Annotated in this window: 3 protein-coding genes; all 3 read right to left on the bottom strand. The window is 67.2% G+C overall.

From position 1 onward, the window contains the following. Positions 1 to 34: 34 nt before the first annotated feature. From M9921_06385 to M9921_06375, 3 genes are read right to left on the bottom strand one after another with little or no spacing between them, the layout of a single operon-like run. Positions 35 to 6,601, bottom strand: a complete 6,567-nt coding sequence (locus M9921_06385) for a PQQ-binding-like beta-propeller repeat protein (protein MCO5296469.1) — start codon at positions 6,599 to 6,601, stop codon at positions 35 to 37. 9 nt (positions 6,602 to 6,610) lie between these two features. Beyond that, entirely contained in the window at positions 6,611 to 11,323 is a 4,713-nt protein-coding gene (locus M9921_06380) for a hypothetical protein (GenBank protein MCO5296468.1), read from the bottom strand. Beyond that, entirely contained in the window at positions 11,323 to 14,322 is a 3,000-nt protein-coding gene (locus M9921_06375; GenBank protein ID MCO5296467.1) for a hypothetical protein, read from the bottom strand. Before M9921_06375 ends, M9921_06380 begins: the two co-directional genes overlap by 1 nt. Positions 14,323 to 14,335: the final 13 nt, after the last annotated feature.

Here is a 14,335-nt window from a genome sequence, read left to right as displayed (position 1 = left end):
CCCCTCGAGTTTCGCTCGAGGGGCCTTTTGCCGCCTATCCGCCCGGAACGAGCGGGGTGAAGCGGGGCGCGATCGTCTGGAAGTACAAGTCGGGTCCGCCTGCCCGGGTGCTCGTATAGAACATCCAGATCAGACCGGGCCTTCGCTGCGCGGCAGGTGCCGGATCGAACGGGTCGAGGAAGGCCGTGAGCTGCGTCTCGTTCACCGCCTGGTCGATGGGGAGCGGGGTCTCGTCGCGCTCCGGAACCAGCGTCACCACCGTGGAGATCGCAAGCCCGGGCAGTTGCGCCCCCGTCGACGGATCGAGTCCGGTGTAGCTGACGGTCAACGCTCGATTCTCGTCCACATCCGTGAAGTACACACGGCCGACCGACGGGTCGACTTGGTAGTAGCCCGTCGCCCCAATGACCTGGAAGTTCGTCAACGTGCCGTTGGGCTGCGTGTGCACGCCGGTCGGGAGCTGGATGCCGAACCGGGCGGTCCGAACATACGGCCGCGCCGTCTGGCCCTCTCCGGACGCCCCACGCCCGTACGCGAACACCAGCCGCGCGGGCCGCACCGGGTCCGACGGGGCGATCGCGACGTTGCTGGGCCGGGCCCAGTAACCGAACTCCCCGATCAGGCGGTTGTCGAACAGCACCGTCGGGCTCGAGTGACCCGCCGCACGGTTCGAGCCGCTGATCCGCAGGTAGCGGGGCGTGTAGGTCGCACGAAGCTCCGCGCCTTGGGGCAACGTCGCCGACGTGAAGGTCAGGCGACCGAGCGAAAGGTCCGCAAACGCCTTCCCGCCGAGCTTCGTGTCGAAGCTCATCGTGTTGGTGTCGCGGTCGTAGTTCCGCGTGTTGGGAACCTCGATATCCACCAACGGCCCGCCGTTGACGCTCTCGTAGAACGCGATGGTGTCGCGCGGGTTCCACTCCACTCCGCCCGTCTGGTACACGCCCGGCTCGCCCGAAGCCGTCATCCGGTCCAAGCCGCGCTCCGGCAGGTACACCGTGGTGTAGGAACCGTTCCTGGCGTCGACGCGCACTCGGCCGTAAAACACATCGCTGATCGAACGGCCCTTGAGCTTGCCGACGAACGCGACTTCCACGATGGTAGTCCCCGTTCCCAGACCCGAGACCGGGGCGCCCCGGTAGACGCGGCCCGAAGCGCTCGGGGAGGTCGCCGACTCGAAGCCCGTTCCCAGAGGAAGAATGTTCGTCCGGCTCCAGCCGCCGTTGGCGGCCCACGAGGGGTTGGTGGGATCGTAGGTCGCGTAGGCGACCTGGCTGTGGCCGGTGCCTCCCAACGTGAAGTAGACGATCGCGCGAGACCCGATCTGGACCACGCTGGGATTCGACTTCTCGACGCGAGGATCGTTGGGAAGCACCACGGGCGCCCCCAGCGAGACCGTGCCGGTGGCCGAAACCGTCGTCGGGGCCAACATCAGTCTGGACTCGTTCTGGAGGCCGGCCGGCGTCTGCTTGACCGCGTCGCCGACGAACGCCAGGTAGACGGTGGTCAGCGCGGATCCGCTGAACGGATCGACCATGCCTTGCGACGGGAACGCGGGATCGCGGAACTTGACCGTGTTCGCCAAGATCGTCTCGCCGGGCTGCGCGTCGAACAGGATATCGGGCGTGGGAACGCTCGGATAGGCGCCGACTTGCTGCGAGACCCACTGCGAGTTGCTCGCGGGCACGAACGCTCCGAGATCCCCCAGCGGACTGGACCCAACGCCGCCCGAAGGGGTGGCGCCGCGCACGGAACCAACGTAGATCCGCCAACCGTCCACCAGCGGCGCCGCGGGAGGCTGGGGCGCGTTGAACGCGGGGCGGTTCGAAGCGAACGCCACCACGAGGTTGCCGTTGAGGTCGCGCATCGCCGCGGGCTGTGCGTTCTTGTGCTGGAAGCTGCCGGACCCGATCACCGACGGATCGTCGACCATCGGGGCCGTGTTCGTCGTGAACTTGTTGGTCAGCCGCGTCTCGCGCACCTTGAACACGAGGTTCAGGGTCGGGTCGGTGTAAGGCTCGAGGCCGTTGTTCGTCCCGTCGAGCGCGAGCGACAGGTCGCCGTTGCGATCCTCGATCACGCGCATGATCTGGCTGTACGTCCCCACCGGCATGCCGAGCGGAGGCGTCACCGCGATCCGAGGCGGCGCCGGAGTCGGCCCGGGCAGGAGCGTCCCCGCGGACACGCCCAGGTTCTGATTGTCCCGACGTCGCGGGTTCGTGAGCAGCTCGGTGGAGACGCGGTCCCCGACGCGGGCCTTCTGGATGATGACCTGCGACGTCAGCGCGAACACCGGATCGATGTCCGACCACACGTACCACTGGCTGTCCAACCACGCCAACGCGTGGTTGCCCGAGGCAAAGATCGGCCACGGCTGGGGGGCGCCGGCGCCCACGTTTGACGCGTGCGCCAATCGCACGTCCAACATGTTGACGTTGCCGTCGTTGAACACGCGGAACGGCGTGAAGAGGTTGTTGAACGCCCCGCCCGCCCAGGGGCTGAACGGAGTGCCCGCCCCGTACGGCGCGATCGGCGAGTAGCCGGTGGCGGCCGCCAAAGGACCGAGGTCGAGCGTCGGCGTGGGGATGCTCATCGCCTCGTCGATGCCGACGCCCGCGCCGAGCGTGAAGCTGCGGAAGGCCTCGCGACGGCCGGACTGCTCCAGCTCGCCGTTGCCGTTCGCATCGACGTACACCTGCACGCGGCCCGTGTAGCCGCCCACCGTGTTGGTGCCGGTCGAGTCGGGAATCAGCAGGAGGTTGGCCGGCTGGAACTTGGGAACCGCCACCTCGAAGTCCATGAGGGTGGGAACCAGCGTTCGCAGCAGCGGGTTGTTCTCGTCCACGTTCAGCGGCGGATTGAGGGAGACGGGGCTGAACACGGGGTTCTCGGCATTGCCCAGCGGGTCCTTCGTCACCGAGATCACTTCCCGCTTCATGTCCGGGTAGTCCAAGCTTCCGTTGGGGCGGTTGAAGGGCAAATCCTCGAAGTTCGGGAACAGCAGCGGCGGCAGGGGCTTGACCACCGACGACCCATTCGCCGGGTTGCGCCAAGACAGATCGTCGCGGGCCACGCGCACGTTGGAAAGGCCGCGGCCGGGGCCCAGGATGAGCGTCATCATGCTCCGGTCGTAGACCGCCATGCGGCTCGATCCGGCCTGGCCATGGGAAAGGAGTCCCGTGCTTGAGATCAGTCGATCCTCGCGGGCTCCCGTGCCGACGACGTCGGGCGATCCGTTCACCAGATTCTCCGGCAGCGAGGCGTCCGGCGAGTAGCCGATGCCGTACCCCGCCAAGGGAGCCCCCGTGCTCGGATCGAACGCGGTGGCAAGCGCCAGCGGGTTCCCGATCGCGAACGCCTTGCGGGAGTTCGCCGGGTCCAAAGCGATCGTCTGCGCCCGCGCGGGATTCGAAAGGGCGGTCGTGCTGATCGTGGCGCTGACGCGGGCCCGTCCCGGCGGCAGCGCGTTCGCGCCGCCTCCCTGCAGGGAGTACGCGATCACGGTGTAGCCGGAGTCGGCCGTGTTCGGGCTGCTTCCGGCGAACAGCTTGCTCTCGATCGCCAGGTTCCGGATAGCCGCCCCCTCGGTGGCGAAGGAGTAGTTGACGATCGGCGGAGTGGTGGCGCCGTTGGGCGCCGGAATCTGCTGGATCTGATAGGGGAAGTCGTACACCAGGATGTACAGGGTCTCACCCCAGTCGAACGCGACGCGGGTGACCTCGCGCCCGGGGTCGACCGACTCGACGTACGTCAGGGTGGGGGGGTTGGCCCGCAACTGCTGGTAGGTGTCCTTGGTGACAAACTTGATCTTGGCGTCGCGGAAGATGTCGCCCGACGCGTCGTTCTCGACGACCGTCTGCTGTCCCGGAGGGTTCCCCGGCGAGATGTAGCCCGTGTTGAACGTGTCGTTGTCAAACCCGTACAGGTTCCCGGCCATGTCCGCGCCGTACATCCAGTTCCGACCGACGGCGAGGGACGCGGTCAGGGAGTCGCTGGCCGTGATGAACTCGTAGCCGCGCTTGGTGCCGAACCGGTTGAGGTCCGTGTCGCGGGCAAAGAGCGCCGAGAAGCGGCCGTCCGACGTGGGCACAAGCACCATCGGCGCCGCGATCCGCGTTCCCGTGCCCGAGTTGTCGAACACCGACATCGGCGTGAATCCGAGGGCGCCGGACACGCCCGAGCCGAGCTCGTCCGTCGACCAGAGAAGCGTTCCGTCGGAGGCGCGCACGGCGTACACGAAGAGATTCTCGTTCGCCACGAACACCGTGTCCGGCATCGTCCCCGGCGCCATCTCGGCCGCGGGAACGGTGATCGGGCTACCGCGGAAGTCGCCCGCCGGGACTCCGGCGGTGCCGTCGAAGGTCCATTGGAGCGAACCCGTGTCGGCATCGAGCGCAATCAGTTGGCCCCGGGGGTCCTGGGCGCCGTCGATCGCATCGGTTCCGAAGTAGATGTTGCCGAACTCGATGGCGGGCGTCGTCCGGATCGCACCGAGCGTCTCGTCCGTCGCTGCGGGATAACGCCAGCGGACCGACGTCGTCTTGGTGCCTGCGGTTCCGATGGCGTCCAGCGCATACATGCGCCCCTGCGTCGTCGGCACGTAGATCGTCGGTCCCGAAGCGACGTCCGCAAACGCCACCGACCCTTCGATCGGTCCCAGAAGACTGGTCTGCACGGCCGCGGGGTAGTCGTTGGGGTAGGTCCAGGCGCGCGTCGTAGTCCCGGGCACCCGCCTCGCCAGATCCATGTCGCCGCGCCCATCCATATGGATCGAGTACACGCGCCCGTTGCGGGAGCCGATGTAGAGGCGGTCTTCGGGGACGCCGCCCGGGCTCACCGTCTGGACGAGCGCCGAGCTGAGGTCGAATCCGATGGGCATCTCGGCGACCCCGTTCGGACCGTCGACCCCGACCACCTGGTTGGGGTCGGTCCATGCCGCGTCGTCGGGATCCGGAGTCGACGGATAGGTCCAGTAGACGTTGGTGGTCCCGTCGCCGTTGCCGAGCGCGTCGAGGCAGTAGAGACGCCCGTTCTCCGTCGCGACGAGCACGACGTCCGTGGGCGTTGGGGCGCCCCCGTTGGTCGTGCGGACCCGGGCGGTCGCCAAAACCGGCGTGGAGTTGATAGCCATGTTGGCGGCGCCGACGAATCGGATCGCGTCCGCGTAGGCTTTGCGCCCCACGTCGCCTCCCGCGCTGTAGTTCAGCACGGAGACGGTGAGGTCCGCAGTGGACTCCTGGTGCGCAAAGCGGCGGTTGCCCACGCGCACCCATCCTCCGTTGACGGACTGGTCCAGGGTGAACGTCGATGTCGTCGCGCCCTCGTGCACCTCGTAGGTCACGGCGGTGCCAAACTGCTCGCCGCCGCCGTCCCCGGGAAGCCACGCGTAGATTTCGTAGGTCCCGTCGTCGAGGGTGGGCGAGTACGTGATCGCGGAGGCCGAGCCCAAGGCGCCGACGATCGGCGCGGCGTGGTAGTTCGTTCCCCGGTAGTTCGGCGCGAAGCTTTCGGGAATCCAGGCCGGAGACGCGGCGACGCCGGCGCTCGTGTTGTCCTGCTGCACCGTGAACTCCGACTCGTCGAGCGGCGAGAACGTCCACCGGACATTGCCCGTGTCGTGCTCGTAAGCGGTCACCACACCCTTGGTGATCGTGACCGACTCGCCTTCGCGCACGCCTTCCGACTGCTCGTTCCGAGCCGCGATCGTGCTGACGGGCGCGCCGTTGTGCATGCCGACGATCGGCGTGGCGGCATAGTAGCCGGTCTGCGGTTCGGCCTTCACGGCGTCGGCGTAAACGAGCGTCGCGCCCGGATTATCCGTCAACGCGCCGAACGCGTCGCGCGGCACGGTGTTGTACAGACGCACGAGGATCGGGTTCACACCGTCGTACGGGAAGCGCTGGAGCGTCTGCGCGCCCCCGTTGCCGATCCGGACCCATCCACCGCCCGAAACGAACGTGTCGATCACTTCGATCCAGCGTTGCCCGGTCCCGTAGAGGACCTCGTAGACGAAGTACCGTTGCGGATAGCTCAGGGTCACGCCTGGGCCGGGGTCCACGTCGGTCGGACCGCTGGGGAGCCAAACGTAGAGCGCATAGCTCTGGGGGAATCGGTTGATCGGATCCGCCGGTTCGACGCGCCAAGTGAACGTGGCGAGCGGGTCGAGGGCGTTCTGCGGGATCGTCGGGTCGGAGCCGACCGCGGACGGGATCGTCGGTACGTAGAGGTACCCCGGGTCGGCGGCGTACCCTGTCGCCGCGTCCTCAAGGGGATCGGGCGGAACCCGATCGACGGGAGGAGGGGTGAAGACGAGGTTGGCTTCTTCGGCGGGACCGGGACTGATCCAAGGACCGGTGGTCGCCGTCCAGGGGTTCGGCGCCGTGTTGTTGCGGATGAGCACGGAACCGGTCGCAGGATCCGCGACGTTCGGGTGCCACCAGCGCAGGAGGGCCCGCCCGGGGCCGGAGGTGGCCGCCAGGTCGTTGCGTCCCACGCGCTGGTTGTCGCCCTTGAACGCCTTGAAATCCTGCGCCCAGGCGGTTGTCGCGCCCGCCACCAAAGCGGCCGCGACCAACGTCAACCCGATCTGCCTTTTCATCATCATTCCGATTTCCTAGCGCCGGTCCGCAAACACCGGTATCACAAGTCCTCTCGCGCCCTGCACCGGCGGAAGCTCCGCACGGATGCTGGACGAGTAAAAGCCGAGATTCACCTTCGTGAACCCGAATCCGAGCACGGAGTTCGTTTCCGAAGCGTCGACGCCGCCTTCGATCTCCAGCACTTCGCCCTGGTAGGATCCGCCGCCACGCGTCAAGCCGCCCCAACTGTTGACCACGAGCACCTGGCCCGAATCGAGCCGGCGCGCGTAGGCGGGACGGAAGTCGCGCGGGTTGGAGGCCGTCGGCACGCCCAGCCAGGGCTGTCCAACCGGCGCATTGAAGCGACGAATCACACGGTACGCCTCGCGCGGCAGCATCCAACGCACCACCCACGCCTTCCCGGACGGGTCCTGCGTCAACGGAGGACGCGGATCCGCTCGCTCCACGACTTCGTACACGCCGGTCGAGTCCGTGATCATCATCGCGATCTCGGGGCCTGCGCCGGAGTTCACGTAACGCATCGTCACCGAGTTCACGTTCGTGAGCTTCTTGGCGTGCATCGGCACCGGGGGCGAGTTGAAACTCAGCGAGGCACCCTCATTCCAGTACACGTTCGGACCCACCTCGGGAACCACGATCTCGTTCACGACGACCGTCCCGGTCCCGTCGAACAGGACCACGCCGCCGTTGCCCGTCGAGTTCTCGCGAACGAATCGCGGATCGGTCGAGGGGGCATCGAGGCCGCTGTCCACGCGCGTCGGCAGCGATCCGCCGATGCTCGCGGCGTAGACGTAGCGCCCGGTGGCCTGGTTGAACACGCGCGCCAATCCGTTGTACGCGAACTGCTTGCCCGAGACGTTGGCCGGCGAGTGCCACCAAAGCACGCCAAGCGCGCGGTTGTTGTTCGCGTCGAGGATCACGCCGCGGATCCGCCTCGTCGCGGGGTCCACGTCGTACCGGTCGATCAGTTCGACCAAGCGGTTGTTGCCGCTGTCCGCGATCAGGTAGTGGACCCAGTACTCGAGGGGCCGGGAGTTGCTCAACGGCGGCGACGATTCGTACGTCGTGTAGGTCAACACGTCGCGCGGCTGACGAAGCAGCTCGCTCTCGTTGGCCTGGAAGCCTTCCGGGCGATACGTCGGATCGAGACTCAATGCCTCGATCGACCGCACTTCGCGACCGGCCGAGTCGATGCGCACGACCCGATTGGCGCCCGTATCGACGATGAGCGTCCCGTTCTGCCCGACGGGGTACGCCTTGGTCGGCCGAACGAGCGGCCGCGCGTTTCCGGCCGCGTTCACGTCCAAGGCGATGCCGGAATTGAGCGTCGTATCGGAGGTCCAAAGGGGATTGCCGCTGGGATCGACTTTCAGCAGCCGCCCCTCGTCGCACACGAGGAAGTCCTGCCGCGAGAAGCCGAACAGCCCGTCGTCGCTCCAGGCGACCAGGGTGCCGTCGCCTCCGATCACGCCCTCGGAGTCCGTCGAGTTGCCGAGGAGGGTCTGGAGCAGCCGCACGCGCCAGGTCTCGAACGAGTCGACTCCCGCCGCTTGCGGCCAGCGGATGTCCGGGTTCGGCTGGAGTCCACCGGAGTTCCGAAGCTGGTAGAGCTGGTGCAGCCACGGGCGCGCGCTGTTTGAGAACAGGAACGGGTCGTTCGGCGTGATCTGGGCGTCCATCCCCATGATGATTCCGCGCTCGGGGAAGGGCGAGCCAGTCGTCACGATGCTGGGCAACGAGCTGGAGCCCGTCACGAACAAGGTATTGCCGCTCACGAACGAAGGGCTGTGGTTGCGCAGGCCGTGCAGCACGATGTACCACGAGAGCGGACTCCACGTGCTTCCGTTCCGGTCCGGCTCGATCAGCACGTCCGGTTGGCCGGACCGCCGAATGATGATCGGCTGGCTGGTGCTCAGCGCGTTGAGCATGGGCCCGCGCGTCGTCGCCATCAGGTTGTCGATGCGGATCGTTCCCGAACTCGCCCCGCGCTGCCGCTCGTAGACGAACTGGTTGGGCTGGAGCGTGTTGAACACCTCGGGCATCGCCTGGTTCGTGCTGCGCGCGATGTCGGGCTGGACGATCGAGAAGCCGGGAGCAAGATCTCCCGTTCGGATCTCCACGGCCGCGGGATCGGCTTTGAACGCCAGGATGATGGAGAGCGGAACCTGAACGAACCCGGTCCCCTTGTGGCCGCCTCCCACCACGTAGACGACGCCGTCCCGCACGATCGGGCCGCCGTCGAAGTGCAGTTGTTGGATCGGCCCGCCCAAGAGCGCACCGATGCCGGGAAGCGTGGTCAGGTCGTCCGTGTCGAACAGCGTTTCGGAGTACATCTGCGGCTGGGCTTGGTTCAGCCGAATCGAGTGCTCCCTGTACATGTCGTACCGGTAGCGCAGCTTGAAGGTGCCGCGACCCTCCTCGCGCAGGGCGTAGAACGCCCCGCCGGAGATCTGGTTGCTATGCGCCACGTAGATGCTGCCGTCGGGTCCCATCGCGATCCCGTGGATGATCCGCCGGTTCTTGTTGGCGTTGTCCGGCAGGAACAACTGGCCCCGGATGATCTGCGCCGTGACGTTCGGCTGGCCGGTGCCCCAGTCGATCTGGTAGTCGACGCGCACCGTCGCAGGCGACGGCAGGGACGCGTCGATCTCATTCGTGACCAGCCCGACCCCCGCCGGGGTCAACTCCGCGTTCAGACGGCCCTGGAACTGCGTGATGCGGCCGGTGAAGCGGTCCGCCATCTCCGTCGCGGTGTACGGGTCGCCGTTCGAGTGCACCATGGTCAGCTTCACGCCGAGCTGCTTGAAATCGGCGCCCGGGAGGAAGATGTCCAACCCCTGGAGGGACGCGCGCGTCGGCAGTTCGAGCTGGTTGCCGTTCACCTCGGGCCGGGACACGCGCTCGCCGCGCACGCCCAGCCAGAGGCTCGTGATCCCCGCGGTCGTGTTCGGTCCGGGAATCGCGGGATTCGGCCGCGTCGGGACGTACATGACCTTGTCCAGCCCGCCCGAGCTGTCTTGAATCTGCAGGTAGCCGACCGTCGGACTCCACGACGGGTCGCCGATGAAGTTCGTGCCGGCGCCGCCCACCGACCAGCTCGTCCCGGTCGTGGAGACGTTGAGGCCGACGCTGGGGTCCGCCACCCATACCCGGCCGATCTTGTTGAAGCCGGTGTCCTGGGTGTCGGCGACGTAGAGCAGCCCTTCGTGCATCGTGGGCGCGTATGGCCCTCGGCCGGGCAGGCCCAGATCCCACGAAGACGGTCCACCGGGCCCGGACAGTTGGTACGACGTCGGCGCGTTGGCCAGCGGCTGGATCTGGCCGTTGGCGTTGAGCGGGAACAGGTCGAACGCGTTGAGCCGTCCGCTGGCGTCCTGCACCACCACCTGGTCGCGCGGGACGCCGTTCCTCGGATTGGGAATCTCGAACGCCGTCGGCGAGGAGATCGGAGAGGCCATCGGAGCGCTGACCCAAACGAGGTCGAGGTTCGAACCCGTCGAGTAGTCGGCAATGCCATCGTCGGGATTGCCGTCTCCGTCGAGATCGGACGCCGGATTGGCGTCGTACACGTAGACGCGGTCGTCCGAGGTCATGACCACGACCCCCTTGAAGACGATCGGCGGGGAGTGCACCAGATTCGAGGCAGACCGGTTCAGAGTTGCCTCGAACCGCTGCAGCAACGGGGCGCCGATGTCCACGGGAGTCGTTCCGGCCTTGCGCGAACCCGCTCCCGGCTGCGTGTTCGCGGACCGCAGGCTCGCCATGTTGAGCGCCAGTTTCGACGCGCCCTCGGCGGACCGGTCGGCGGTGGGGTCGGCGGCTTGGTACCGGTTGTTGACGTCGTAGTTCCCCGCGGCGTTGACGACGCGGTTCAACGCCGTCGCCACGCCGTGCGTGGTCACGACAAAATAGCCGTCGCCCACTTTGGCGGCGCCGACGGAGACGCCGCGCTCGTCCTGAACGACCGAGCGGATTTTGAGCGAGTCCGTCTCGAGCGGCGACAAGATCGGCTCGAGCTGCCCGATCCCCTGCGAGGCGAGCGTGGTGAGCACCAACCCCAGCGCCCCGTCGGTCTCCATCGCGGCCAGGTTCTGTTCGGTGACGGCGTTGGGATAGCTGAGCAGGGGGTGGAAGTAATCCGCGTTGCGGACGAGTCCGAGGTTCGTGGCGTTGAGTTGGAACGGTACGGGGAACGAGTTGATGCCGTCCAGGGTCGCCCCTTGGGCGAAATCGACCCAGAGCACGCCTCCCAGGTCCATGAATCGGCGCAGCTTCTCGCGCTCGATCGGATTCAGGGAAACGAGCCGGTACCCCGAAAGGAGCAGGACGTCGTAATCGGACAGCTCTTGATCGCCGACCGCGCTGAGCGGGACCTCCCAGTACGCGGCATCGCGCTTGGTGATGCGCTGGCCGGCGGCCGGAGCGGTTCCGCCCACCTGCGAGGCGATCAGCGTCCAGCGGGTCTCCACGGCCGCGGAGACCTGGCTCGACGCACGCGGGTTGTAGATGTTCAGCCCGGCGGGTTTGACGGCCCGGTTCGAGTCGAGGTTGAACCAAACGTGGGGAGTGTCGTTCGCCGGCACGTTGATCACCGGGAGCTTGTTGCTGTCGACGAGCAAGACGCCGGCCCGTATCTCCGTTCCCCGCTGCGCGTACGTCACGGGCTGGGCTCCGGTCATCGCGGCGAGCAGAGCCAGGCCGGCGACCATCCAGAAGCGTCGATACATCACGGATTCACCTCTCCGAAGAAGGCCAGCGTCGGACTGACCGGTAGCCGCGGCAACGGCGGCAGCACGCGACCGAGCGCGTCGGTGCGGATCACAGCGTTGGCGTTGTCGAATCCGCCGACTCGTCCGGTGGCCAAGGCCGGATCGTAGACGACGACCAGGTTCGGCACGTAGCGGTCCGGCCCGGAGTCGCGAATGTCGTAGCCGTTCGGGACGTGCGTCTTGGGGATGAGCCGGCCCGTCGATCCGAACTTGCGCGGAATCCAGCCCCACTTCTTGAGCCACTCGCCCTGCTGGGAGATGGGAGGAGGCATGTTCTCGCTCACGGCCCCCACGATCGTCACGCGCACGTCCGGGGTCTCGCCGAAGAAGGGCATTTCCGGAAAGGCGCCGAACGAGTCGAGGCGGTCCTGGTTGGCCTGCGCCTGGGCTTGGGCGCCGGGCAGCCCTTGCGCCACGTACCCGGCGATGGCGAGATCGTAGGCGTCGCGCCGGTCGTTGGGGTTGGGATTGAAGGGCGGTCCGGGAATCACGAACACCGAGCCCTCCTCGGCGAACATCGACGCCTCGATGCGGACGTCGTGCGGAATGAGCGCCGCCCGGGCGAGATACCACGCGTTGGTCGCGCCGCCGCCCACGTTGTTGGGACGGAAGACCAGATCGCTGGTGTCCTGCAGCAGCAGCCGGTACGTCCCCTCCGGCGCGCTGGCGACCAGCGTGTTCGACGACACGGAGGCCGTCGTCTGGCGCACGATCGGGAAACCGATCTGCTCGAACTTCGCGAAGCGCTGCCAGGGCTCGACTCCCAACCCGTAGAGCGGGATGTAGTTCGGGGTCACGTAGCCGGGCGTGATGTACCCGTTGAGATAGGGGGGCTGCCCCGTCGCGGCGTTCGAGGCGCTCATCGGAAAGAGGAACGTGGGCGTCGTCAGCGCGGGATTGACGTCGAGGGAGACGAACGAGTAAGGCGCGGCGCCGTCCTCCATCGAGTGGGCGAGCATGAGGAGCTGGTCGATCTCCGGACCCGAGTTCATTCCCACGGCGGGATCGGTGAACTCCCTGTAGTCCAGGGCGAACGGCCGCCAAAGCGCGGGATTGGCGCTCGACGACGGGTCGAGCAACTCTTCGGCCCGCAGCGTGAGCGTGCCGCCGCCGAGCGGCATCTTCACCGCATTCCACGAGACCGCGCCCGCCTGCTCGGCCACCTCGTCGACGTCCTCGATGCCGTTGCCGAAGAATTGGGACGTGTTGATCGCGACGTAATCCTTGGCCGCCAGAAGGAGCATCGAGCGGCTCAGCCGGTTGATGCGGTTGCCGCCGGCGTCGACCGGAAGGCCTTTCGTGATGCTGCCCTCGACGTAGATCGTCGCGTTGGAAACGACCGTGAGCTGCTGGTCCACCGGAATCACGCCGCGCACGCGGACGTTGCCCTCGAACAGCAGCACGCCGTTGAACGGCACGCCGGCCGCGTAGTTGGGGTTCGCGGCATTGACGTTTCCGCCGGGCGTGAAGGAGTTGATGATGTACGCCTGGCCGCCCACGTTGCCGATCCGGTACCGAATCGCCCCGCTGTTGGTGTCGGTTCCGTCGGGGAACCGCCACGTGCGCTGCCGGCCGGGGGCGCCGCCGTCTCTCACGATCACGAACCCGTCGGACAGGAGCTGCAGATAGGCCCCCCGAGGCGTGTAGAAAGGCCCCTTCCACGAGCCGTTGGGGTTGTTCGGATTGAGCCAGTCGCTGAAGAGGGCCTCCGCGGTGCCCGCCTCGGCGCGGCCCTCCTCGTCGACGCGCATCTGGCGATCGGCAAAGTTGTCCACGTAGACGCCGCGGCCATGGCCGAAGCGCCCGTCGTTTCCGTTGCCGGAGAAGCGGCCGCTTTCCCGGGTGAGCAGGAGGTAACGGTTCAGACCCGTTTCGCTGTCGACGTGCTCGATCGAAGGCGGCGTCTTGCGGGCGACGCCCCTCGAGAAACCCTGGGCGTCGATTTCGCTCAGCCCGTCCTTCAACACCCCTTGGAGGGTGCCGAAAGCCGCGCTCCGGTTGTCGAGGCTGGGGTTCGTTCCGTTTTGAAGCTGGGTGGTCGTGCTCTGCCACGTGTTGGTGCCCGTGTTCCACGCCGCACGGGTCACCAGAAGCCGCGCCTGATCGTCCACCCCGCGAATGTCGCCCGCGATGCTCCACGAGTCCCCAAGGGTGTAGTTCAAATCGGCGCGCACGTCGCCGTGGACGAGGATGTCGGCGTTCGAGTAGAGACTGCCGCCGAAGTCGATCGGCGTGACCGCCAGGGTCGGCGGATTGCCGAAGTTGTACATGGGCGTCGGCTGGCCCATCTGCACGGGCACCTGGACGTTGACGCCCTCGGTCTGCACGCCGAGTTCGCGCGGCGCACCGATCTCGGCAGGCGTGGACACGTTGTACTTGTTCGTGATGAAGCGCGCCGATTCGATGATGCCGATCGAAGCGAACGCGGTCATCTTGCGCGACTCGGTCCGGTCCACGTTGAGCACGGTGGTCGGGTCGTTCGCCAGCACCTGGCCGGGCCGCCCGACCGACTCGATCATCAGGTAGTTGCGCGCCTGGCCCGGTTGCCGGAGGGCGCCCTGCGGATTGGTTTGGAAGATGTTCGCGTCGCTGGGCGCGTACCGGACGCGCACGAGGGCGCGCCCGCTCTTGAAGCTCACGCGGAAGTAAGACCCGAGCCCGTCGGGGCCGCCCGCCTGCAGGTACTCGAGGTCGGGATCGCGGCCGCTGATCGGCGGCGTGGGTTGCCCGCGCCAATCCGCGCCGTCCGAGGAGTTGAGGAGCTGCGCGTGCGCGTACCGGACCCCCGCCTCCGCCAGGTCGGTCGCTCGGGACCGCTGTTGGATCCTTCCCGCGGTGTTGATGTTGCGGCTGATGATGCCGAGGAACACGATCCCCAGCACGAGCAGAACGCCCAGCACGATCAACGCGATGATCAGCGTCTGTCCCGACTCACGCCCTCGAATGTCTCTGCGCATGGTGGCTCTCATT

This window comes from Fimbriimonadaceae bacterium (genome assembly GCA_023957775.1).
GTDB lineage: Bacteria > Armatimonadota > Fimbriimonadia > Fimbriimonadales > Fimbriimonadaceae > JAMLGR01.
The sequence above is the reverse complement of the archived record's forward strand: the minus strand, read 5'-3'. Positions and strand labels throughout refer to the sequence as shown.

Coding starts and splice junctions, on each gene's coding strand:
- M9921_06385 (MCO5296469.1), bottom strand. CDS start 6,601: ATGATGATGAAAAGGCAGATCGGGTTGACGTTGGTCGCGGCCGCTTTG.
- M9921_06380 (MCO5296468.1), bottom strand. CDS start 11,323: ATGTATCGACGCTTCTGGATGGTCGCCGGCCTGGCTCTGCTCGCCGCG.
- M9921_06375 (MCO5296467.1), bottom strand. CDS start 14,322: ATGCGCAGAGACATTCGAGGGCGTGAGTCGGGACAGACGCTGATCATC.